The organism is Streptosporangium canum, assembly GCF_900113865.1.
In the GTDB taxonomy this organism is placed as follows: domain Bacteria; phylum Actinomycetota; class Actinomycetes; order Streptosporangiales; family Streptosporangiaceae; genus Streptosporangium; species Streptosporangium canum.
In genome coordinates this window covers 498,594-520,745 of the sequence record NZ_FOQY01000001.1, presented here as the reverse complement: position 1 = coordinate 520,745, position 22,152 = coordinate 498,594, and the positions used below count along the sequence as shown (strand labels likewise).

Sequence of the window (22,152 nt, the reverse complement as noted above, 5' to 3'; positions counted from 1 at the left end):
CGTGACCGAGGCGACACGCACCGGGCAAGGGATCGCCCTGGAAGATCTCCAGGGCATCCGCGACCGGGTACGGCTCCGTAAGCCCCAGCGGGTCACGCTGCATTCGTGGAGCTTCCACCAGCTCGGCCGGTTCATTGCCTACAAGGCGGCCCGTGCCGGTGTCGCTCTGGTCTACGTGGACCCGGCCTACACCTCGCAAGGCTGCTCGGCCTGCGGGCACGTGGACAAGAAGAACCGGCCGGACCAGGAAACCTTCCGCTGTACGTCGTGCGGCTTCGCTGAGCACGCCGACGTCAACGCAGCCCGTAACATCGCCGCACGCGGTGTCACAAGCTGGGCAGTGAGTCACGCTGCCTGACGCGGACCAAACCGTCGAACCCATCGACGGCGAGGAGCTGCAAGCTCAGCCCTTCAGGGCTGAGAAGCTGACCCTGAACATCTCCATCGATCTCCACGACACCCCGCTGCTCGACCCGGAGACGTGATGTGACAGGCGTCACCGACACTCTCATGGCAATCGGTGCACGCTGATCGCGGTCTGTCGGGACCGGACCGATTCCTTTTCTGGACAGGCACCGTCACATGGCTAGGAACACGACGGAACGCCTGAGACGGAGAGCCGCCGACCGCGCCGCAGCTTCCAACACCTGGACCTGGCTGGGCGGCGGCTTGCGTTCACCATGACAAGGATCAAGTCTTGACTGACACCACGACCACGAAGCGACTGCTGGCCGCCGGCGTGATCGCGACCCCGCTGTTCTTCACGGTGGCGTTCGCCCAGGCCTTCTCCCGGGACGGCTTCGACCTGTCCCGGCACATGCTCAGCCAGCTGGCGATGGGAGACCTCGGGTGGCTGCAGATCGCCAACTTCATCGTCACCGGGACGCTGTTCATGGCGGCGGCCGGCGGGATCGTCTACACCGTGCTGCCGCAGACCAACCCCGAACTGATGAGCCTGCTGTTCGCCGTCGCGTCACTGATCGGCTGGGCCTGGATCTCCACGATCTGCATCCACCTCGTCATCACCGGCACGGCCGAGACGACCGCACCCCGCGATCTGGTCCGCCCCTCGTAACGGCTGAGACGGCCGCCCCCCGCGAGCCGGTCCCCTCGTAGCGGAGGCATTCCCGCCCGGCTCCGGTGGTCGTCCCACCGGAGTCGCGGGCCGAGGTGAACGTCGCGCCGACCCTCGGCAGAGTGCTCAGAAGCCGAAGGAGCGGCCGATGATCTCCTTCATGATCTCGGTCGTGCCGCCGTAGATGGTCTGGACCCGGCTGTCGACCCAGGCCTTGGCGACGGGGTACTCCATCATGTAGCCGTAGCCGCCGTGCAGTTGGAGGCAGCGGTCGATCACCTTGGTCTGCAGCTCGGTGGTCCACCACTTGGCCTTGGCCGCGTCGACGACGGTGAGCTCCTTGGCGTTGAGGGCCCGGATGCACTTGTCCACGTAGTGGCGGGCGATCTCGACCTCGGTGTCCAGCTCGGCCAGGACGAAGCGGGTGTTCTGGAAGCTGCCGATGCTGCGGCCGAAGGCCTTGCGGCTCTTGCAGTACTCGATGGTCGCCTGCAGGACGGTCTCGGCGGCGGCCACGGCCATGACGGCGATCGACAGCCGCTCCTGCGGGAGGTTGCCCATGAGCTGGAAGAAGCCCTGGCCCTCCGCCGCACCCAGCAGGTTGGCCGCGGGGACCCGGACGTTGTCGAAGAACAGCTCCGCGGTGTCCTGGGCGTGCATGCCGATCTTCTCAAGGTTGCGGCCCCGGCTGAAGCCCTCCATGCCCCGTTCGACGACGAGCAGGGACGTTCCCCGGGCTCCGGCGGCCGGATCGGTCTTGGCGACCACCACGACCAGGTCGGAGTTGATGCCGTTGGTGATGAAGGTCTTCTGGCCGTTGAGGACGTAGTGGTCGCCCTCGCGCACGGCGGTCGTCCTGATGCCCTGCAGGTCGCTGCCCGCGCCCGGCTCGGTCATCCCGATGGCCGTGATCAGCTCGCCGCTGACGAACCCGGGCAGCCAGCGGGCCTTCTGCTCATCGTCGGTGAGGTCCACGAAGTACGGCGCCATCACGTCGTTGTGCAGCGAGTAGCCCAGGCCGGACGCGCCGATCCGGATGACCTCCTCGACGATCACGGCGTTGTAGCGGAAGTCCGTGATCCCCGCCCCGCCGTACTCCTCCGGCACCCCGAAGCCGAACATCCCGATCTCGCCGGCCTTCTTCCACACCTCGCGGGGGACGATGCCGTCCTTCTCCCACCGGTCGTGGTGGGGCGCGACCTCGCGGGCCAGGAACTCGCGCACGGTCTCACGGAAGAGCTGGTGCTCCTCCTCGAAGAGGTCTCGCTGCATTGACTGCCTCCTTGGGGGTTCCGTGGACCAGAATACGATTCTGTTACTTTCAGGTACACCCGTCCTGTGGTGCCGGTACGGCTGTTGTGCCCGGAGTGGCCAGATCACAAGTCCGCCACAGTCACCTGGGGGTCTTGTCATCCTCCTGCGGGGGGAGATCGTGGGACGGTACGATCCGGGCCTAGTTGTGGTTGGATGACCAGTTTTGCGGCCAGATCCCGGCGAATCGGAGTGTCCAGTGGTGCGATGGGGAGCGGGGCTCCGCAGAACGGCTGCGACGTCGGCCTTGGGGTTGGCGGTTGGCTCCCTGGTCGTTCTTGCCAGCTCGCAGAGCCTTGCCGATGCGGCGAACAATTACTATTACAGCTACACCTGCACTGGTAATCTTGCATCTGGCGCCAACAAAACCGTCAAGGTTAAGCTGTCCATTCCGCAGAGTATCCAGCTCGGCAAGCCTCTAGAGGTGGGTTGGGCTCTTTCTGAGTCGCCGTTTGTATCGCCTGGCAACTATGCCACCACTAGCCAGCTTGCGGCTACGGGTACGGTGGGTATTTCAGGTCTCTGGGATGGAACGCTGGACTCGTCCGGTACTAAAGATTTTGCGACCCTGAAAAACGGCGACAAGCTAGAGCTTCCCGCGATGTCCATCGGGTCTGCTGCTACCGGGAAGGAGGGCGAAATCAAGGTTAAGCCGGGGAATCTAAAATTTTCCTTCTCTTTCACTCCGCCAGAGTCGAACGTAAAGGTCAATGACACCGACAATCCGAGCGAGACTGCGCATGGCCCTTCTGGTGGGGCGCACGGCCCGATCACTTATATAGGTAACTGGGATTATTCGTCGAAGCGGAAAGCTACGAATCCCGAAATTTTTGCACCCAATGATCCAGGTGATCACCTGGATGATATTCATTACTCCACGGTGAACGGCAACTTTGCGTCGGTCAAATTCGTGGGTACGGGAATCGAATACATTTCTGAACGTGATGACGACATGGGTATGGTCAATATCACTGTCGATGGGGCAGCTACGCCCGTCACGGTCGATGCCTCCAAGAAGGCTGACGGCAGTGCGATGCCTGCTGACAAGGCGGGGGACAAACTTGGGCAGCAAGTTCTCTGGTCGCGCACGGATCTGCCGTACGGCGAGCACACGGTCAAGTTTGAGAAGGCCAGCGGCAAGCACATGCTGGTGGATGCCTTCAACCTGATCACCAAGAAACACACGTCCCCCGTGGAGTTGGTCGAGGCGACCTGTATCCCTCCCTCAGACCCGGAAATCGTGACGGTCAAGGTTGAGAAGGCGCCGGCCAGTCCAACTCCTACCCCGACGACTCCCACTCCAAGTCCCACCACCGCTGCGCCGAAGCCGACGACGACCGTTACGACCACGCCCGCGTCGACTCCCAAGCCGACCCTGACCGTCACCGCGACCGTCACCCCCACCAGGGCGACGCCGACGACTCCGCAGGTCGTTGTGACACCGTCGGGTGGCGCCCAGACCGGTGAGGCTTCCGATGACGGCCCTTCGGGGATGGGGCTGATCGGTGGCGGGACGGCCATGGTGCTCGGAAGCGTGCTCGGCGGAGTGGTGTTGAAGCGGCGGAGGGCGGCGCATGTGCGCGGCCGAGGTTAGGTAAGGAGGCGCGCCGGATGTATCCAGGGCCTTCGAACGGTGGTCCCGATCCCTATTACGGCGTCGGTCGTCCACCCAAGCCCCCCAGGTCTCCCAAGAGCATGCTGCTCCCGGGGCTGCTCGTGGTCGGGTCGCTCGGCGGAGTGGTCGCGATCATGGCGGGGCTGCTCACATACCTGACTCCGGCGGCCGACGAGGAGCCCTACGGGCCTCCGGTCGCGCAGGCGGCGGACAGCTCGGTGGTGGAGAACGTCCCGGCACCGGGGGAGCAGCCGGTGCAGCCGCCGCAGCAGGAACAGCAGCAGCAGGAGCAGCAGAATCCGGCGGCGGCGCTGCCGCCTGCGGTGGGACCGGGCGGGTTGGATGTGCCGTTGACGGCCGCCGCGCCCACCGCGCCGCCGCCGTTGCCCGTCGTCCAGCCGCCGGAGCCGCTCAAGAGCGCCGGGGTGAGGCCGTACCGGATCGCCATTTCGAAGATCGGGCTGCTGGCTCCGCTGATGGCGCTGGGGGTGGACGCCAAGAAGGAGATCCAGACCCCTCCGCTGAGCAAGCCGAACCAGGCCGGCTGGTACAAGCACGGGCCGATCCCCGGCCAGCAGGGGCCTTCGGTGGTCCTCGGGCATGTGAACACCAAGCGCGGGGCCGCCGTCTTCAGCCGTCTGAAGGAGATCAAGCGCGGGGACACGATCAAGGTGTCCCGGTCGGACAAGACCATCGCGGAGTTCACGGTCGACGGCGTGGAGCAGGTCAGCAAGAAGGCGTTCCCGTCGAAGCGGGTCTACGGCAACACCGGTGAGGCCACCCTGCGGCTGATCACCTGTGGCGGCGTCTACAACCGCAAGACCGGCCACTACACCGACAACATCATCGTCTACGCGACCCTGTCGAAGACCCGCCGCGTCTGATCGCGCCGTCCCCACCGGTATCGGAAGGATCCGCACCCCGTGCAGGCATGGCGTACGCCCGACGGCCGCGTGCTGGTCGCCGGGCCGGTGGGCCCGCTGAGCGACACCCTGCTCGGCCCGCACGGCATCCTCGGCCCGGACGGCGCGTTCCTGACCGAGGAGCGCACCTACTACGAGCTGGACGCCTCCGGGGCGCTGCGGCATGTGTACGAGACGACTGTCTCCTCGGTGGAGTACGAGCTGTACGCGACGACCTATCGTGTCGAGGGGACGGCGCTCCACGGCTACGAATCGTCGTGCGACGCCTCCTCCGGCGAGAGCAGGCACAGACACACGGTCAAGTTCACGGGCCTGACCCCTCTCGCCCCGGCGGAGACGCCGTCGGAGGAACGGATCCACGCCCTGCTCGCCGACGAGGCACGGATGCGGAATGAGCGTGGAGCGGGACGGCTTCCCGGATGAGCCTCCCGCTCCACGCGGCTTTCGGGCCTCTCAGCCCGCGTGCTGTCCGCTGTGGGGGAGGGCCGGGTGCTGGGCTTCGACCTCTTCGATCAGGGTCAGCAGGTCGTCGGCGTGCCTGGCCTCGACGGGTTCGGGGCCGGTGGTGATCCAGCAGGGGAAGGCCCAGTAGCGGCACGCCCAGCAGCGCCACAGGACGACCCATCCGGGGTGGCGGCCCTCCAGCTCACGGGCCACGTCGGCCGGAAGGGGAAGGGCTGCGTCGGCCGGGAGGGGAAGAGGTGTCACCGGCTGCGGCCCGTCGGGGTCAGGACGTGGCGGATCTTCCGTACGACGGCGTCCGATTCGGCGACGGGCGCGATCTTTTCGTGCCAGGACCACCAGTACCACCAGGTTCCTTCCTGTGGTGCCGCGTAGACGATCTCGGAGAGGGCGGGGGCGTCGGGGTTGACGACGGCCAGCGCCGGGGAGTGGCAGGAGGCCACGCGGACCCGGGCGTGCAGGCCGTGTTCGTTGAGTCGTTCGATCAGGCGGGTCAGGTGAGCGGTCGCCGTGGTGTCGGTGGTGTCGGTGACGGCCATGGACGGCCTCCGGTAATGGGGTGGGCGGGCTTGCCGTACTCCAGTTGTCGGGATGAGGGCGTGGGGCATCCGCGCACGGCGGATCGGTGCGGGTGGGAGGCCCCCGACGGGTTGTGGGGAAGCACGTCGGGGGCCCGGTCCGGCCGGGGCACGGGGGTGACTCCGGGCCGGAGGTCTGCGGAGCGGCTCCACCACCACCCCTCCAAGAAGAGGTGGAGCCGCCCCTCCCGGATCGTCGGCGGTTGCGCACACCGTGTCTCCGGGGTCATGCACCGGCCGCCGCCGCGCGTGCTCGCAGTGGCGACCAGGTGAACCCATGGATGTGAATCGTGACTGTCGCATCACTTTCTGTGATGCTGGCTCCATGGTGGACGCTGATCGGCGAACTTTCAATAGTGAAATTTGATTATCCGAAATGTCCCTTACCTCGAACGATCGCGTAACCGTATGATGCGGTCACTCACAGTGCGCGGGAGGGTGGCATGGGCGGAAGTCCTACCGTCAAGCGGCGGCGTCTCAGTGCCGAGCTGGTCCGGCTCCGCCAACAGGCGGGACTGACCGTGGAGGAGGTCAGCCAGCGCCTGGAATGGTCGACGGGGCGGTTGACCCATATGGAGACCAACAAGTGGGTGAGACCCGATCTGGGAAACATCCGCGCGCTTCTCGATGTGTACGGCGTGGCGGACCGGCAGATCCGTGACGCGATCGTCGATCTCGCCCGCCAGTCTCGGGAGAAGGGCTGGTGGGCCAAGTACAACGACGTGTTCCGAGGTTCCCTGCCGGGATTCGAGGCCGACGCCACCCAGATCCGTGCTTACGAAGCGCTCTACATCCCTGGCCTCCTTCAGACCTCTGCTTACGCGGAAGCGGTATTCCGAGCCGAACAGGTGCTGGACGACGAGACCGTGAAGCGCAGAATCGAAGGACGTCTCGTCCGCCAGAAGACTCTCCGGGGAGAGAAACCGCCGGAGTTCTGGGCTGTGATCGATGAGGCGGCATGTCGCAAGCTCGTCGGCGGCATGGAGGTGATGCGTGACCAGCTCCGCCACCTCATCGAAGCGGCAGCCCAACCGCACATCACGATCCAGATCGTGCCCGACTCTGTCGGGGCGCATGCCGGGATGGCCGGGTCGTTCGTGCTGCTCGACTTCGCATCGGAGCAGGACCCGTCTGTCGTCTACCTGGAGACGGCGACCGACTCCCTGCATCTGGAGAAGCCGGGGGAGATCCAGGCATACAGCTTGATTTTCAATCGGGTGGTAGCAATCGCGCTGTCTCCGGAGGAATCTATTGATTATCTGGCAGCGCTGGTGGATCGACTGCGGGAGTGAAGACGAAGATGGAATCGACCCCGACTGGGCTCGTCTGGCGGATCAGCACTTTCAGCGGCGCGAATGACAACTGTGTCGCGGTGGCCGAACTGCCCGGCGGTGGACGGGCGGTACGCAACAGCAAGCATCCGGACGGCCCGGTCGTCACCTTCACCGCGAGTGAATGGGACGCGTTCGTCAAGGGCGTGAAGGCCGACGAGTTCGACGGCTGACGGATCTATCCATGGTGTCCGGCGTGGTCACGGCCACGATCGGCAAGCGCCGCGCCGGGACCCTGGTGAGGGGACGGCGGAGCGTCCCTGGACGATCTCCGTCCTGCCGCATGGTGGAGCGGCTCGATGGGGGGCGGGACGGAAAAAGCGAGAACCCCGCTGGGAAGGTCGCCCGCCTGCGCGCTTCCCGGCTGAGGAGCGTGGTCGGCTGACGGGAAGTGCACGCCCCCGGCGTCACTTGCCTGTGCACTTCCCGTCAGACGATCCCGGGCGAGACGTCATCTGCCGTCCCGGGTCTCTTACTTGATCGCCGCCAGGTCCAGGACGTACATCTCGTCCTTGATCGGGTAGGTCATCAGCCGGTCGAGGCCGCCGTCGGGGATCCCCATGGCTCCCTTCGCGTCCGGCCGTATGCCGAGATCGGCGGACCTGCCGGTGTCGGCGTCGTAGAGCGTCAGGACGGGCTGGTCTCCCGGCCCCATCACATCGACCTTGAAGAAGCGCTCAAGGCCGGCGTCGTCACCTGTCTGGAAGTTGGTCGGCAGCTCACGTTCCCCGGAGCCGTCGCGGTCGCGGACGAACCTGCGCAGGACGGTCTGGGTCCGCTCCGTGTCCGGGCACCGGCGAGTGCCGCACTTGATCTCCTTCCCGGAGCGGTCGCGGGGGCGTTCGACCTTGACGGTCTTGTATCGCACCGCCATGCCCGCGCACCGCTCGACGCCGCACCTGACCTCCTCGCCGGCCTTGAGCACGGCGTCGCGCCGCTCACCGGTCTCGGCGTTGAGCAGCTCGCTGAAGATCGCCTTCCCGTGGTGGACGCCCACCCACGGCCACCGCAGGACGTGGTGCCGCTCGGCGCCCTTCACCGGCTGCGGACGGCCCCCGCTCAGCGGCACCCGGTAGACCCCGCCCTTCTCGTAGGCGAAGACCACGTCGGAGCCCGCCACCGTCAGCCCGTTGATGTGCCCCTGCTTCATGACGTTTCCGAGGGGGACGTCGGTCACCGGCCGAGGCCGGCCGCCGGTGGCCGGCACCGTCCAGATCCGGGCGACCCGTGGGCTACCCGCCTCCTTGTAGGACGCCCACCAGACGATGTCGCCGCCACCGGCGGCGACGTCATCGGCGAAGATCGCCGATCCCTTCGTCGGGGGGATCTCGGCGATCTGCCTGGGTGCGCCGGTCTCCAGGTCGTAGCTCCACAGGAACTGGCGGTCCCCGTCGGGGCCGCCCGTCATGACCAGCAGCGTGCGATCGTCGAGGAGGAGCTGCGGGTAGTACGCGCGGCCGTCGGGCAGCCTGGCCGGGATCTTGTGTACGGCCTGCGGCCACACCTTCTCGATGGGCGGCGGGAGCTCGCCCGCCGACGGCGTGGCCTCGCCGGTCGCGCCGGTCGCGGGCTGCGGCGCGGCCGTCGCGCGCAGGGCGCTCACCGCCGTGCCCGCCCCGCCCGCCACCACGACCACGGCCGCGGCCGCGAGCACGGCGGCGGCCCGCGCCCGCCGCCGGTGATGGCGCGCCTTGACCGCCGCGGTCAGCCCGGCCGGCGCCTGCGGCGCACGGTCCGCCGCCCCGGAGAGGACGCGGCTCAGCTTGTCTTCCAGATCGGTCATCGCATGCTCCCGTGGGTCGCCGGTGCGGGGGAGAGGGAGGAACGCAGATTGTCCAGGCCCCGGGAGGCGTGGCTGCGCACGGTGCCGGGAGAGACGCCGAGCACTTTGGCGATCTCGGCGTCGGCGAGCTGCTCGTAGTAGCGCAGCACCAGTACGGCACGCTGTCTGCGGGGCAGCGCGGCCAGCTCCTCCCAGAGACCCTGATCCTCGTCGGGAGGGAAGACTTCGTGCTGAGCCCGCTCCGGCGGCTCTCCGGTGAGGTGTTCACGCCTGCGCCGCCGCCAGACGCTGATGTGCAGCCGCGCCATCGTGGTCCGGGCGTAGCTGTGCGGGCTGTCCTTGCGTCTCACTCGCGGCCAGGCGCCGCGCAGCCGTACCAGGGCCTCCTGGACCAGGTCGGCGGCGTCGTGCGGGTTGCCGGTCAGGACGTATCCGTAGCGGAGCAGCGCGTCCGCCTGCTCGGCCACGAATGCGTCGAAGCCCGGTTCGTCATCCACTTGTCGTCCCTTCGGTCGTCATGTCCCAGACGGCCGAAGGGACGAAGATGTTGAACCGCGCGGCGAAATATTTTCTCGTGATCCCGGATGCCTCGGACCGGATCGCCGGTGTCCGCGCGCACCGTGTGATGCCCGGCCCAGGCCGGCGCGGAGAACCTGATCACCTGGGACATCAACGACGCGGTGTGCCGGCAGGGCCCCGGCGTTGATTCGTTCTGTCGCATTTCGTCGGGTTGATCAGGCGATTTTCCACTCCCCGGTGCGCAGGACCACCTCGTGCGCGTGGAGTTCGACGCCGAGCCCGGCGAGGACGCTCGGGCGGCCGGGCTGAGGCACCTCGACGTGCGGTCGGTCGCTTGCCGGTCGATCATGGCCACCGGGGCGGCGACCCCCGCTCACCATGAACGCGGTCCTCTTGGGGGATGACCCCGATCGCGACCTCCGGAGGATCTCGTCGAGACCTGACGACGACGTCCAGGGCACCCCCGCGGTGGCAGATTGGCGGAGCCGTAGAACGCAATCCACCGAGGGAGTCGCGACGTGACCGATACGAAAAAGCTGTGGAGACGACGTGGAATCGCCGGACTGGCTGCCACGCTTGCGTTGATCACCGGAACGGCGACGGCGTCCTTCGCCGCAACCGCGCCTTCCGACTCTGAGCCCCGGCTGTCCGGATCCGCGGGCGGCAAACTGACCAAGTCGTTCGGACCTTGGGCCGGGGACCCGGTGAAGTTCCAGATCGAGGCCCGTGGCGGACCCGGCACCACGAAGGGGACTTTCAAGGCGTTCCACGGGAAGGGTAGGACCGGTGGCGTCGTCGCCGAGTTCGAGGGGAAGATCACCTGTCTGCTGGTGGGCGGTGAGGTCGCCGTCGCCACCGGCGTCATCACCCGTGGTTACGCGAACCTTACAGATGAGAAGAACACGGACGTCACCGGCCAGAAGGTCTCGTTCACCGTGCACGACAACGGCCGTTCCGACAGGCTCTACTGGATGTGGGGGTTCATGAACGCGCCGATCAACGATTGCCAGGGCACGGCGCCGATTCTCGAGACGAGCCACGGGGACTTCAAGGTCCATGACTGACAGGGCAGGCGATCTGGCGCACGTCGGGTGAGGTCGCGCTCCCTGTCGGACTGATGTGACACCGGAGGATGTGTAGACCCTGTGTGGCAGGAGTAGGGCGTGAACGGCATCCTCATCGAGGACGGGGCGCTCGTCGGCCAGGTTCAGGCGCAAGACGGAAATCGCCCCGCTCTCCCGTGACGGAGAGCGGGGCAGCCACCTCCGAGTTTCAGACGTTGTCCCACCGGTTGCCGGCCCAGAAGGACCGACCGACCGTTCGAACCGAGAGGTGGAAGGCAGACGCCTGGCGCTTGCACCAGGTCGCGAGAGGCGGTGAGTCGCGGCATGCTCACCGGCACTCTCAAATCGGCGCAGGCGCGGCGTAGCAGTGCACGGTCACTGTCTGAGCCGGACTCCACCGCTGGTCGACCGTGGCCAGCAAGCGCCAGCCCAGACGTTCGTACAGAGCGGCTGCCGCCGTGTCAGTGGCCACGACGTCGAGAACCGGGTGCAGATCACGCTCCTGTGCCTCCCTCACGACCTCGGCCATCAGCAGGGCGCCGATTCCGTATCCACGAGCCGTGGGTGAGACGAACAGACGGCTGACCACCGCAGTGGACCGAACAGGCCTGCCTTCGAGACGGCTCCAGTGGATCGGTGCCACGTCCCCGGCCCCGCCACAGGACAGACCGATGTGTCCGACGACGCGCCCGTCCAGTTCCGCCACCCAGGACGCGAACTGGGAGGGCTCCATCAGCCACTCGCCGGGCCGGTCCGGCCAGTTCACCGGATAGCCGTCACCGTCATGGACCTGAGCGAGCACCCGGACGCACTCATCGATGTCAGACGCGTCACGCGGCCTGACAACGCAAGCCGCCGGAGATCCATCAGCCGTGGAAACAGTCAGTCGAATCACCGAAGCATCGAAGCACACACGGGAACCGGGTGGCCCTAACCGGTCCGTTGCAGGGCTTTCTCACGGCGTGCGGCCACGCTGGAGCCCGATTCCCCGCGCGCCATCCTGCGCAACACGATCGGCGCCAGGACCAGGCCGAGCACGGCCCAGGCGCCCAGCACCCCGATGGTCTCCAGGTGCCGCCAGGATTCGCCGATCTCCGTGATGACCGCGCTGTCGGGCAGCAGCGCCGACCGCATGCCGAGACCGAGCCAGTAGACCGGGAACGCCTGGGCGATCCATTGCACCCACTCCGGCAGAGCCGTGATCGGGTAGAAGATCCCGGAAATCGCGATCATGGCGAGGATCGGCAGCTGGAGTAGTCCCTGGCTGCGTGCGCTGACGAACACCGACCCCAGCACCGCGCCGATCGGAAGGGTGGCCACCAGTCCGAGCACCAGCACCCAGATCAGCGTCAACCAGGAGCTCGCGTCGTCGACGGCCAGGCTGGAGATGATGAACAGGCCGGGAACCAGGAAGATCGCGAGATCGACGACCAGGCCGCCGGACACAGAGATGATCTTTCCCGTCAGGTAGCCGATCATGCCGTTCGGCGTCGCTTTCGCCCGCAGCAGGGTCCCGTCCTCACGGTCGGCGGTGAGCTGCTGGCTCATGCTCACCATGGACATCGCGGCGTTCATGCCGAGGATGCTCGGCAGGGCCAACGCGCCGAGGGTGAATCCGCTCTGCCCGAAGGACACATCGCGCATGAAGAACGTGGCGCCCAACATCAGCACAGGCCAGAAGAAATGGTTGAACAGATCCCCGGCGTTGGTGAGCGACTGCCGCAGCTCGATCACGCCGCGCGACCAGCCCGCGCGCCATGCCATCACGGTCGGATTCATCGAGCCGCTCCCTCGGATTCGGCCTGGCGCACCAGGGACAGATAGGTGTCCTCCAGTGAGGCGCGACGGACCTCGAGGTCCCCGATCGCCTCGCCGTACTCCTTGAACAGCTCGAACACCAGCCGGGTCGACTCGGTCGTCGACTGCCGGAAGCTGCGCCCGCAGTGAGTCCAGCTCACCTCGTCCTCTCCGGCGATCTGCCGGGCGAGCTCGGCCGCCGTGCCGTCCGCGATGATCCGGCCCCCTTCCAGGACCAGGATGCGGTCGGCGAGCTTCTCGGCTTCGGCCAGATCGTGGGTGGTGAGCAGGATCGTGGTCTCGCCCTCCTCGGCCAGACCCTCGATGAGCTCGTGGAAACCGTGCCGGGCCACCGGGTCGAGCCCGGCGGTGGGCTCGTCGAGGAACACCAACTCGGGCCGGCCCACGAGACCGATCGCGACATCCAGCCGGCGCCGCTGCCCTCCGGAGAGCATCCTCACCTTCTTGTCCGCCTGCTCCGTCAGGCCGACTGCGGTGATGAGCCGCTGTGCGTCCCACGGCCGTGTTGTCGCCTCGGTGGAGTAGGCGCGGTAATACGACCCCAGATGCTCCAGCAGCTCGCGCACCCGCCACTTGCCGTGGTCGCGCCAGGACTGCAGGACGATCCCCACCCTGGCCCGCCAGTGCTCGTCACCGCGGGCCGGATCGGTGCCGAGTACGTCGACCTGGCCTGCCGACCGCAACCGGAACCCCTCCATGATCTCGATCGTGGTGGTCTTTCCTGCGCCGTTCGGCCCGAGCAGGCACAGCACTTCTCCTTGGCGCGCTTGGAAGCTCACGTCGCGCAGGACGTCAGTCGTGCCGTAGCGCATGCGCAGGCCTTCGACATGGAGCACGACGGCCCTGTCCGTCATCACCGCCTTCCTGTTTCAGTTATTACAAGCTTGAACAGAGGGTTGTTCACGTCGTCTCATTTCTTCGCGGACCCCAAAATCGGATCGCCCGAGGCGTCGCAACGCCGGTCCATCGGCGGCTCGACGCCATACAAGCAACCGTAGTTGACTAATTTCAGGTTAGTCAACCCATGTTGCTTATGGCGGCAAAATCCCCGGCCTGGCGGGTATGTGTTCGGCGTCGCGAAGTGGCGGCGGTCGCCCTTGTGTGCGGCCGGATGTGATCGCGGCCTCAGGCCGCGCCGCCCTGGTGTCACGCCAGGTCATGTTTGGCAACTCAAGTTGACTATCGTGCGCTGTCAACTATAGTTGCTCACATGCCGGCACAGGACATACCCGTTCCCCAGGACCCCGCCGACGCGCTGGCGGCCGTCGCCGCGCTGCGGCATCTGGCCGATCGGCTCGAGGACGCCGCCGTGGAGCAGGCCATGCGCGCGGGCTGGGGCTGGCCGGACGTCGCCGAGGCCCTCGGTGTCACCCGCCAGGCGGTCCACAAGAAGCACGCCAAGCGGCTCATCGCCGCCGGCGTCACGCTGAGGAGACGACGATGAGCGCGATCGACCACTACATCAACGCGATCATGGAGGAGGGGGCGGCGGAGGCGCGGGAGGACGGCTCGGCGGCGACCGAGGCCCATCACCTCCTCCTGGCGCTCGCCGCCCACGAGGGCACCGCCGCCTACCGCGTACTGACCACGGCGGGATTCGGACGGCAGGCGATCAGGGAGGCGCTCGACCGCGAGTTCGAGCACAGCCTGGACGCGGTCGGAGTGAACCTCACCGCCTTCGACCTCCCGAAGCCGAGCCCTGCCCCCGAACCACCGAAGATGGGCGCCTCGGCGCGACTCGCGCTCGAACGAGGCTTCGCCGCCTCCACCGGCAAGAAGGACCTGCGTCCCGCACATCTGCTGCTCGGCGTCCTGGGCGCCGAGATCGGCGCTGTACCTCGCGCGCTGGCCCTGGCCGGCGTCAACCGGGTGGACCTGATGGCACGCACCCGGCAGACGCTCGCCGGCGAGACCTGGTAAACCCTCACCCACCGCGCTATGTGCCGGCGTGAACCGGCTCTGTCATGGTCCGGTCGGCACGCACCCTTCCCGCCGCCCCTCACCCGCCCGCGCGGCGGGGAGCACCCCGTACGGCGCCGCGCGGAAGCGCCGAAACCCCCGCCTGAGGTGTCCCGGCGGGGGTTCGATGGTCGCGTAGCGGTGTGCGGGGCGCCTCGCGGCGGAAGGCCCGACGCGGCTCCGGCCGTACGGAAGCCCGTGGTGGCGCGGGCCCGGGGGACCCGGTCAGGTGGTCCGGTAGTCGAGCAGCACCACCTGGCCGAAGGTCCGCGCCTCGGTCAGCGACAGCTTCGCCGAGAGGCCCTCGCTCCAGAACCGCTGCCCGTGCCCGCGCACCACGGGGTAGACCCAGATCCTGTACTCGTCCATCAGGCCGGCCTCCAGCAGCGCGTCGGTGAGCCGGCCGCAGCCCCAGACGATGATGTCGCCGCCGGGCTCCTCCTTCAGCTTGGTGATCGCCGGCACCAGGTCGGCGGCGGGGATGACGGTGGAGTTGGCCCAGTCGCTCTTGTCGATCGTCGACGAGACGGTGTACTTCGGCATCGAGTTGATCTTGTCGACGAACGGGTTGCTGGGCATGGCCGGCCAGGTCTGGGCCATCCCCTCGAACGTGACCCGGCCCATGAGCAGCGCGCCCGCTTCCGAGAGCTGGCCACTGGAGTACGCGGCCCACTCGTCGTTGTTGTGCTCCATGGACCAGGTGTGCGGCTCGTCGATGAAGCCGTCGAGGGTGCTGAACGTGGAAGCGATGATCTTCCTCATGACTGTCTCCTTGGGTAGGGGTGTGCGGCCCGCGCGTCCCGGAGGGCCCTGGCCCACCAGGCCAGCCGGTCCAGGACGGCGGGCAGTGCGGTGTTGCAGTCCGCCGACGCCTTGGGCCAGCCGCCGTCCGCGGCGAACAGCTCCCAGTAGCGGGGCAGCGTGATGGCGTCGCTCAGGACGGCGGCGTGTAGTTCGGTGAAGATCTGACGTAGCTGGTCGATCGCGTACAGGCCGCCCGAGTCGCGGCCGTAGGCGACGAATGTGACCGGCTTGGCCTGCCATTCCTCGTAGTACCAGTCGATGGCCGTCTTGAGCGCGGCGGGAAAGCTGCGGTTGTACTCGGGGGTGATCACGGCGAAGGCGTCGGCCGCGGCCAGCCGCCCCGACAGGGCGACGACCTGGGGCGGGCGCGGCTCGCCCTCGTCCACCAGCCGCTCCGGCAGGCCCGTCTCCGCCAGATCGACCATCTCGATCTCAAGATCGCTCCGCCGCGCCGCCCGGCCGGCGAACCAGCCCGCGACGGTCGGCCCGAACCGCCCGCTCCTGGTGCTGGCGATGATCACCGCGACCCGCAACGGGGCGGCCTGCCCGGTCTGCCCGCTCATCGCGTCCTCCCTCCTGCCGTGTGAGTCCACTGTGCCGGAGGTGCTTTACGGGATCTTTCCGGTTGTCTTACGGCCCGGCTATCGTGGCCCGCATGCGCTTCGGGATGCTGGGGCCGGTGGCGGTGTGGACATCGGCGGGGGAGCCGGTCGCGGTGCCGGGGCTGAAGGTCCGGGCGCTGCTGGCCGACCTGCTCCTGCACGAGGGCCGCCCGGTGCCGGCCGACCGGCTCATCGACGACCTGTGGGGCGACGACCTGCCGGGCAACCCGGCGGGCGCGCTGTCGGCGAAGGTGTCACAGCTGCGGCGCGTGCTGGAGGACGCCGAGCCGGGGGCACGTGAGCTCGTGTCCCACCAGCCGGCCGGATACCTGTTGAAGGCCGAGACCGACGCCGTCGACTTCGACGCCTGGCTGGAAGCCGCCGGGCGGGCCGCCGCCGGTGAGCGGGCCGAGCTGCTGGGACGGGCGCTGGGCCTGTGGCGGGGGAACGCGTTCGCCGACTTCGCCGACGCGCCGTTCGCGCGCGCGGCGGCGGCCCGGCTGGAGGAGCGGCGGCTGGCCGCCGTGGAGGAGCTGGCCGAGGTACGGCTCGCGCTCGGCGAGCACGCGCTGCTCGCCGGTGAGCTGGGGGAGCTGGTCGCCGCCCACCCCCTGCGCGAACGGCTGCGCGCCGCGCACATCCTCGCGCTGTACCGGTCCGGGCGCCAGAGCGAGGCGCTCGGCAGCTACGAGCGCCTGCGCGCCGTGCTGGCCGAGGAGCTCGGCCTGGACCCCAGCCCGGACCTTGTCGCCCTGCACCGGCAGGTCCTCACGCAGTCCGTCGCGGGCGGCCCGTCCCCAGGCCCGTCCCTCGACCCGTCCCCAGGCTCGTCCCCCGCCCCGTCCCCCGGCCGGACGAATCTGCCGACGCCGCTCGGCGCGCTCATCGGCCGGGACAGCGCCGTCGCCGAGCTGCGCGAGCGGCTGGCCGGCGAGCGGCTGGTGACCTTGACCGGGCCCGGCGGCGTCGGCAAGACCAGGCTCGCCGTCGAGGCCGCAGCCGGCCTCGACGAGGTGTGGTTCGTCGAACTGGCCGTCCTCGACCGGCCCGGCGCCGTGGACGCGGAGACCAGGCTGGCCGAGGCCGTCATGGCGGTGCTCGGGATCAGTGAGGGCGCGCAGCCCGCGGACCGGCTCGTCGAGGCACTGCGCGGGCGCCGCACGCTGCTCGTCCTCGACAACTGCGAGCACGTCGTCGAACCGGTGGCCGCGCTGGTCGCGCGGTTGCTGGCCGCCGCGCCGGGGCTGCGGGTGCTGGCCACCAGCCAGGAGCCGCTCGGGCTGCCCGGCGAGGTGGTGTGGAACGTACCGCCCCTGGACGTGGCCGCTCCGGACGCGGGTCTCGGCGAGCTGGCCGCCTCCGGGGCGGTACGGCTGTTCGTGGCCAGGGCGGGGGCCGCGTCGCGGGGGTTCACGCTGGACGAGGAGAACGCGGCCGATGTGGCCGTGCTGTGCCGCCGCCTCGACGGGATCCCGCTGGCGCTGGAGCTGGCCGCCACTCGCGTGCGCTCTCTCGGCGTACGCGAGCTGGTGCGCCGCCTCGATGATCGCTTCAGGCTGCTCGCCACCGGGCACAGGGGCGCGCCGCCGCGTCAGCAGACACTCATGGCGATGATCGACTGGAGCTGGGAGCTGCTGGGCGAGACGGAGCGATCCGTGCTGCGCCGGCTGGCCGTACACGCCGACGGCTGCACGCTGGAGGCCGCCGCCGCCGTCAGCGGGCACGACGTGCTCGACCCGCTGACCCGCCTGGTGGACCGCTCGCTCGTGGTCATGACCGACGATCCGGCCGGGCCGAGATACCGGCTGCTGGAGTCCGTCGCGGCCTACAGCGCCGACCGGCTGCGGGAGGCGGGCGAGGAGGAGCTGATACGGCACCGCCACCTCGCCTACTACCTCGATCTGGCCGAGCAGGCCGAGCGGCGGCTGCGAGGCGCCGACCAGCGCGAGTGGCTGGGCCGGCTGGACGCCGAGGCCGCCAACCTCAGGGCGGCCCTCGCCACCGCCGCCGGCCCGGCCGTTCCCCCGGTCCCGGCCGGCGAGTCCGCGTTGCGGCTGGTCAACGCCCTCGCCTGGTACTGGTTCCTGCGGGGGAGGCTGGCCGAGGCCGGGCGGTCGTTCGCGGTGGCGCTGGCCGTGCCCGACTCCGGTGAGCCGGCTCTGCGCGGGCGGGCGCTCGCGTGGGACGCCGGGATCGCCTTCCTGTACGGCGACGGCGACGACGGCGACCGCGACCGGCGGAGAGAGGTCGCGTTGCGCCTGCACGACGACCCCGGCGGGCGGGCCAGGGCCGCCTGGTTCCTGGCCTATGCCGGCAGCGACCTGGGTGACCTGGTGGCGGCGGAGGAGCTGGTAGGCGAGGCGCTGCCGGTGTTCGAGCGGCTGGACGACCGGTGGGGCACCGCCGCCGCGCTGACCACCAGGGCCAAGCTGGCCCACATCCGCGGTGACCTCGACGGGCTGGGGCGTGACGCCGGGCGCGCCGCGGCGCTGTTCGCCGAGGCGGGAGACCGGTGGGGGCAGCTGGAGGCCACCGGCTGGCTGGGCGCGCTGGCCGAGCTGGCCGGAGACCACGCCGAGGCGGAACGGCTGCACCGCCAGGGCCTGTGCTGGGCCGAGGAGCTGGGCCTGTGGGCGGAGGTGGCCGGGCGGGTCGCCTGGCTCGGCTGGCTGGCGCTGCAACGCGGGGATCTGTCGGTCGCGGCCGAGACCTGCGAGCGCGGCCTCCGGTTGTACGCCGAGCAGGGGAACCGGGCGGGCGAGGTGTTCGCGACGATGGGGCTGGCGTTCTCGCTGCGCAGGCTGGGACGGCTGGACCAGGCCGAGGCGCACCTGCGTTCCGTGCTGGAGCGCAGTCCCGGTACGGCCGTGGAGGGCACGCCCCCGCCGTACCTGCCGATGATCCACTGCGAGCTGGGTTTCGTCGCCGAGCGGCGCGGGGACGGGCCGGAGGCGCTCGCCCGCCACCGGGAGGCGTTCGACCTGGGCACGGCCTTCTCCGGCGGCAGGGAGCTGTCGGCTCCGCTGGACGGCATGGCCGGCGCCCTTGACCTGCTGGGGCGGCATGAGCAGGCCGCCCGGCTCCTCGGCGCCGCCTCCGCGCTCCGCGCCGGGCAGAGCGTCGCGCCGGCCGAGCAGGCGGACATCGACCGCATCACCGCACAGGTGCGTGAGCGGCTGGGCGAGCCGCGCTTCACCCTGGCCCACCGGCACGGCGCCGCCCTCACCCCGGCCGCCGCCCGCGCGCTGGCCGGTTAGGGCCTGTTCGGTGGACCCGGCGGGGCCGGGTGGGCACTGCGATCCCGCTCCGGCGTGTCTCCGGCCTCGTGGACCCGGCCCGAAACGGATGTGACGCAGATCACTCTCGCGCGCCGCTCCCTTTCCGCCGGCCCGCCGGTCATATGAGCGACACCGTAACGACGCGGGGAACGGCAGGAAGGAACGATCATGACGGAGAGCGCCGAGAACACGCAGGCCGCGCAGCCCGACGAGCAGGTCAGGGCCCTGGACCGGCTCGTCGGCTCCTGGCGGGTGAGTGGAGGAGCCGAGGGGACGGTCACCTACCGCTGGCTGGACGGCGGCTTCTTCCTCATCCAGGACGTCGAGCTGGAGCAGTACGGCCAGAGCATCACCGGCTTCGAGGTGATCGGCCGTGAGAAGACCTTCGGCGCGGAGAAGGCCAGTGAGGACATCAAGTCCCGCTTCTACGGCAGGGATGGCAGCACCTTCGACTACGTCTACGAGCTCGACGGTGACACCCTGACCATCTGGGGCGGCGAGAAGGGCTCACCCGCGTACTACCGGGGGACCTTCGGCGCCGACGGCGAGACCGTCTCCGGCGCGTGGGTCTACCCCGGCGGCGGGGGCTACGACTCCAGCATGACCAGGATCAAGTAGGTCCGCTGACCGGTCCGCACCGGTCCGCAGGGGAGGGCCGGTCGCGGTCGGCCCCCGTCGGTCCTCCCCGGGCCGGGGTGTCAGGTGTGGACGGGGCGGTCTCTCAGCGGCGCAGGACCATCCGGGCGATCCGCCGGCGGGCGTCGCGGACGAAGCTCTCACTGTCGTTGAGCCGGGGGAACGGCTCCGTGGGGACGGGGAGGCCGAGGAAGGCGCAGAGCGGCTCCCAGCCCTGCATGACGTCGTAGACCAGCACCCGGTCCGGCGGGAACGACGCGCGCACCGTGTCGGTGTGGTCCTTGAAGACCTTCAGGACGTGTTCCTTGTCGGTGATGTCGCCGTCGAAGACCCGCTCGACGACCACCTCGCGGGTCATCCTGGTGAACGTGGCGAAATCACCGCTCATCCGGCACAGTACGGCGTATCCCGCGCGTCCGGCCAGGGTCTCCCTCGTGCGTGCCTGCTTGAAGATCGTGGCCTCCATGCTCCTGTACCACCGCTGGGGGTCCCGGACGTTCAGCAGGATCTTGGCCTCGGGGTAGTGGTCGGCGAGCTCGCGCCAGTAGGACGCGCCCGGCCAGTCGACCGTGGCCTGGTAGCCGCCGAACACCGCGTCCCAGTCCGCCGACCGTCCCTCCGCGATGTCCAGCCACTGCCCGGCCATCTCGGGATGATCGAAGATCTCCAGCATGTGGTAGCAGGGCCGCAGGCCCAGATGCTCCAGCGCCGCCTTCAGCGAGGCGGTCCCCGTACGGCCGAACCCCGCTCCGATGACCTGCATGTGACCTCCCGGCCTTCCGGCCGTCCCGTCGTCCCATGTGGCGGCGGGTCCGGTCGGTGACCGCCGGCCCGCCACCTCCTGGATGCCCGGAGCTGTGGCCCGCGGAACATCGGGCCGCCTGGGAGCAGGATCATGATCACCTCGTGTGGCCTGTCCGCCGCCCCTGAGGCGTGGGCCTGACGGCCGGGCCCGGCTCAGCCGGCCTGCCCCCGGGTGTAGTGGGCGCGGGCCTTGGCGCGGTTGCCGCAGCCGGTCATGGAGCACCAGCGGCGGCGGCCGTTGCGTGAGGTGTCGAGGAACCAGAGCACGCAGTCGGGCCCGTCGCATTTCCGCACCCGTCCGGCGGGCGCCGTCCGGATGAGGTCGAGGAAGGCCCGCCCGGCCTCCCAGGCGGGTAGCCACGCCGGGTCGTCCAGCTCCGGGCGTTCCGCCGGTCCGTGGCCGTCGATGCTCAGCCGGAGCCGGCCGTGGGCGAGCACGGTGTTGAGCTCGCCGTACTCCTTCTCCTCAAGTGCCCGCCGGATCGCGCGCCGTGCGTGTCGCAGTGGTCCGAGCGGGGGCCGGTCCTCCGGATCCACCGGGCCGAGCTCGTCCTCGTGCTCGGCGAGCCAGGTCCGCAGGCCGGCGGGGTCGGCCAGGTAGTCCAGCATCCGCCCGTGCTCGGGCCACTCGGTGTTGACGAGGTCGAGGGCCAGAGGCTCGCCGGTCAGCGGTCTGTGGGTCACCGTCCAATCCTAACCCTCAAAGCCGCATTGACAAGTTAGGTTCGCGGTCGTACGGTCTAACCGACAAGAGCGATTTAGATGGTTAGGTAATGATCGGGCGTAGCCCGTGTGATCCCTGCTCCTCGGGTCACCCTCGGGCTGCTGGACGCTCTCGGCGTCGGCCGGTTCGCCCTCTACATCCAGGACTACGGCGCGCCGATCGGGCTGCGCATCGCCGGCCGGGAGCCGGAACGGGTGACCGCGATCATCAGCCAGAGCGGCAACGCCTACCTGGAGGGCTTCACTCCCTTCTGGGAGGTCCTGTTCGCCCACGCCAAGGACCGGGCCGCCAACGAGGCCGAGGTCCGTACGCTCCTGGAGGCGGAGGCGACCCGGTGGCAGTACACCCACGGCGTTCCCGCAGACCGGCTCGACCGTCTGACTCCGGACACCTGGACCCTCGACCAGGCCTACCTGGACCGGCCGGGCAACAAGGAGATCCAGCTCCAGCTCTTCTGGGACTACCAGTTCAACCTCGACGGCTATCCCGGCTTCCAGGAGTACTTCCGTACGCACCGGCCGCCCGTGCTCGTCGCGTGGGGGGAGAACGACGAGATCTTCGGCGCCGACGGGGCTCGGGCATACGCCCGCGACCTGCCCGACGCGGAGATCCACCTCCTGGACGCCGGGCACTTCGCCCTGGAGACCCACGGCGCCGAGATCGCGGCGCTCATCCGCGACTTCCTCGGCCGGAAGGTCTCCTGACCGCTCGCCCCGTCCGGCGCGCCGAGCGCGCCGGCGGCGCGGAAGCCTTCCCGGGCCCGGCTTCCCGGTGTGCGGAATTGATTCCCGGGGAGGCGCGAATGGATGCGATCAGGTAAGTGCGATATCTCTCAGCCGCCGGCCGGTCCGTTCACATCTCGTTGA

General features: G+C 69.1%; 26 protein-coding genes. 13 read left to right on the top strand and 13 right to left on the bottom strand.

What is annotated here, in order from left to right; translation table 11 throughout:
* Together BM085_RS02315 and BM085_RS02310 are read left to right on the top strand one after the other, a co-directional pair.
* Positions 1-358 (top strand): RNA-guided endonuclease InsQ/TnpB family protein (locus tag BM085_RS02315; protein ID WP_245789064.1); only part of this gene is annotated, 358 nt, incomplete at its 5' end.
* A gap of 339 nt (positions 359-697) precedes the next feature.
* Entirely contained in the window at positions 698-1,075 is a 378-nt protein-coding gene (locus BM085_RS02310) for a DUF998 domain-containing protein (protein ID WP_093885341.1), read from the top strand.
* Between the two features lie 126 nt (positions 1,076-1,201).
* On the opposite strand, the gene BM085_RS02305 is transcribed toward BM085_RS02310, so the two are convergent.
* Positions 1,202-2,347, bottom strand: a complete 1,146-nt coding sequence (locus BM085_RS02305) for an acyl-CoA dehydrogenase family protein (RefSeq protein ID WP_093885340.1) — start codon at positions 2,345-2,347, stop codon at positions 1,202-1,204.
* Between the two features lie 238 nt (positions 2,348-2,585).
* On the opposite strand from BM085_RS02305, the gene BM085_RS42640 reads away from it, so the two are divergent.
* The 3 genes from BM085_RS42640 (at position 2,586) to BM085_RS02290 (ending at position 5,347) form a co-directional block, all read left to right on the top strand.
* Positions 2,586-3,980 (top strand): hypothetical protein, encoded by a 1,395-nt coding sequence (locus BM085_RS42640; protein WP_143120767.1) that lies wholly within the window; start codon positions 2,586-2,588, stop codon positions 3,978-3,980.
* A gap of 101 nt (positions 3,981-4,081) precedes the next feature.
* On the top strand, positions 4,082-4,885 hold the full coding sequence (locus BM085_RS02295) for a class F sortase (RefSeq protein ID WP_093885338.1): 804 nt from the start codon (positions 4,082-4,084) through the stop codon (positions 4,883-4,885).
* A 39-nt stretch (positions 4,886-4,924) separates the two neighbouring features.
* The gene (locus BM085_RS02290; protein ID WP_093885337.1) at positions 4,925-5,347 is read left to right on the top strand and encodes a hypothetical protein; all 423 of its coding nucleotides are present in this window, start codon (positions 4,925-4,927) and stop codon (positions 5,345-5,347) included.
* A gap of 30 nt (positions 5,348-5,377) precedes the next feature.
* On the opposite strand, the gene BM085_RS44145 is transcribed toward BM085_RS02290, so the two are convergent.
* Together BM085_RS44145 and BM085_RS02280 are read right to left on the bottom strand one after the other, a co-directional pair.
* Positions 5,378-5,632, bottom strand: coding sequence for a hypothetical protein (locus tag BM085_RS44145; protein ID WP_093885336.1), 255 nt, complete (start codon positions 5,630-5,632; stop codon positions 5,378-5,380).
* Positions 5,629-5,925: a hypothetical protein gene (locus BM085_RS02280; RefSeq protein ID WP_093885335.1), complete on the bottom strand. Its 297-nt coding sequence runs from the start codon at positions 5,923-5,925 to the stop codon at positions 5,629-5,631. Before BM085_RS02280 ends, BM085_RS44145 begins: the two co-directional genes overlap by 4 nt.
* Before the next feature lie 482 nt (positions 5,926-6,407).
* On the opposite strand from BM085_RS02280, the gene BM085_RS02275 reads away from it, so the two are divergent.
* Both BM085_RS02275 and BM085_RS02270 read left to right on the top strand, forming a co-directional pair.
* Complete coding sequence (locus BM085_RS02275; protein ID WP_093885334.1) at positions 6,408-7,256, top strand: helix-turn-helix domain-containing protein; 849 nt, start codon at positions 6,408-6,410, stop codon at positions 7,254-7,256.
* 8 nt (positions 7,257-7,264) lie between these two features.
* Positions 7,265-7,468 carry a DUF397 domain-containing protein gene (locus tag BM085_RS02270; protein ID WP_093885377.1) on the top strand — a complete coding sequence of 68 codons (204 nt, stop codon included), beginning with the start codon at positions 7,265-7,267 and terminating at the stop codon, positions 7,466-7,468.
* 299 nt (positions 7,469-7,767) lie between these two features.
* Here the strand turns inward: BM085_RS02270 and BM085_RS02265 are convergent, their stop codons facing one another.
* From BM085_RS02265 to BM085_RS44140, 3 genes are all read right to left on the bottom strand, one after another.
* Positions 7,768-9,078 (bottom strand): TolB family protein, encoded by a 1,311-nt coding sequence (locus BM085_RS02265; RefSeq protein ID WP_093885333.1) that lies wholly within the window; start codon positions 9,076-9,078, stop codon positions 7,768-7,770.
* The gene (locus tag BM085_RS02260) at positions 9,075-9,575 is read right to left on the bottom strand and encodes a SigE family RNA polymerase sigma factor (RefSeq protein WP_093885332.1); all 501 of its coding nucleotides are present in this window, start codon (positions 9,573-9,575) and stop codon (positions 9,075-9,077) included. The genes BM085_RS02265 and BM085_RS02260 overlap by 4 nt, the downstream gene beginning before the upstream one ends.
* A 237-nt stretch (positions 9,576-9,812) precedes the next feature.
* A complete protein-coding gene (locus BM085_RS44140) occupies positions 9,813-9,977 on the bottom strand; it encodes a hypothetical protein (protein WP_177244919.1) in 165 nt (54 codons plus the stop codon).
* A gap of 138 nt (positions 9,978-10,115) precedes the next feature.
* Between BM085_RS44140 and BM085_RS02255 the strand changes: the two genes are divergently transcribed.
* On the top strand, positions 10,116-10,661 hold the full coding sequence (locus BM085_RS02255) for a hypothetical protein (protein ID WP_143120765.1): 546 nt from the start codon (positions 10,116-10,118) through the stop codon (positions 10,659-10,661).
* Positions 10,662-11,001: 340 nt separating this feature from the next.
* Here the strand turns inward: BM085_RS02255 and BM085_RS02250 are convergent, their stop codons facing one another.
* From BM085_RS02250 to BM085_RS02240, 3 genes are all read right to left on the bottom strand, one after another.
* Positions 11,002-11,463, bottom strand: a complete 462-nt coding sequence (locus BM085_RS02250) for a GNAT family N-acetyltransferase (protein WP_218158565.1) — start codon at positions 11,461-11,463, stop codon at positions 11,002-11,004.
* 128 nt (positions 11,464-11,591) lie between these two features.
* The gene (locus BM085_RS02245) at positions 11,592-12,440 is read right to left on the bottom strand and encodes an ABC transporter permease (protein ID WP_093885330.1); all 849 of its coding nucleotides are present in this window, start codon (positions 12,438-12,440) and stop codon (positions 11,592-11,594) included.
* Positions 12,437-13,333: an ABC transporter ATP-binding protein gene (locus BM085_RS02240; protein ID WP_093885329.1), complete on the bottom strand. Its 897-nt coding sequence runs from the start codon at positions 13,331-13,333 to the stop codon at positions 12,437-12,439. Before BM085_RS02240 ends, BM085_RS02245 begins: the two co-directional genes overlap by 4 nt.
* A 356-nt stretch (positions 13,334-13,689) precedes the next feature.
* Here BM085_RS02240 and BM085_RS02235 point away from each other — a divergent pair, with 356 nt between their 5' ends.
* Both BM085_RS02235 and BM085_RS02230 read left to right on the top strand, forming a co-directional pair.
* The gene (locus BM085_RS02235) at positions 13,690-13,923 is read left to right on the top strand and encodes a hypothetical protein (protein WP_093885328.1); all 234 of its coding nucleotides are present in this window, start codon (positions 13,690-13,692) and stop codon (positions 13,921-13,923) included.
* Complete coding sequence (locus tag BM085_RS02230) at positions 13,920-14,399, top strand: Clp protease N-terminal domain-containing protein (protein WP_093885327.1); 480 nt, start codon at positions 13,920-13,922, stop codon at positions 14,397-14,399. Before BM085_RS02235 ends, BM085_RS02230 begins: the two co-directional genes overlap by 4 nt.
* 264 nt (positions 14,400-14,663) lie before the next feature.
* Here BM085_RS02230 and BM085_RS02225 read toward each other — a convergent pair whose 3' ends face one another.
* Positions 14,664-15,200, bottom strand: a complete 537-nt coding sequence (locus tag BM085_RS02225; RefSeq protein WP_093885326.1) for a dihydrofolate reductase family protein — start codon at positions 15,198-15,200, stop codon at positions 14,664-14,666.
* Positions 15,197-15,805: an NADPH-dependent FMN reductase gene (locus tag BM085_RS02220; RefSeq protein WP_093885325.1), complete on the bottom strand. Its 609-nt coding sequence runs from the start codon at positions 15,803-15,805 to the stop codon at positions 15,197-15,199. The genes BM085_RS02225 and BM085_RS02220 overlap by 4 nt, the downstream gene beginning before the upstream one ends.
* A gap of 92 nt (positions 15,806-15,897) precedes the next feature.
* Here BM085_RS02220 and BM085_RS02215 point away from each other — a divergent pair, with 92 nt between their 5' ends.
* Complete coding sequence (locus BM085_RS02215) at positions 15,898-19,101, top strand: AfsR/SARP family transcriptional regulator (RefSeq protein ID WP_093885375.1); 3,204 nt, start codon at positions 15,898-15,900, stop codon at positions 19,099-19,101.
* Positions 19,102-19,290: 189 nt separating this feature from the next.
* Positions 19,291-19,740, top strand: coding sequence for a hypothetical protein (locus BM085_RS02210; RefSeq protein ID WP_093885324.1), 450 nt, complete (start codon positions 19,291-19,293; stop codon positions 19,738-19,740).
* 103 nt (positions 19,741-19,843) lie between these two features.
* Here BM085_RS02210 and BM085_RS02205 read toward each other — a convergent pair whose 3' ends face one another.
* Together BM085_RS02205 and BM085_RS45655 are read right to left on the bottom strand one after the other, a co-directional pair.
* A complete protein-coding gene (locus BM085_RS02205) occupies positions 19,844-20,521 on the bottom strand; it encodes a sulfotransferase family protein (RefSeq protein WP_093885323.1) in 678 nt (225 codons plus the stop codon).
* A 194-nt stretch (positions 20,522-20,715) separates the two neighbouring features.
* Complete coding sequence (locus tag BM085_RS45655) at positions 20,716-21,246, bottom strand: CGNR zinc finger domain-containing protein (RefSeq protein ID WP_093885322.1); 531 nt, start codon at positions 21,244-21,246, stop codon at positions 20,716-20,718.
* Between the two features lie 108 nt (positions 21,247-21,354).
* Between BM085_RS45655 and BM085_RS02195 the strand changes: the two genes are divergently transcribed.
* Positions 21,355-21,990 carry an alpha/beta fold hydrolase gene (locus BM085_RS02195; protein ID WP_093885321.1) on the top strand — a complete coding sequence of 212 codons (636 nt, stop codon included), beginning with the start codon at positions 21,355-21,357 and terminating at the stop codon, positions 21,988-21,990.
* Positions 21,991-22,152 lie beyond the last annotated feature (162 nt).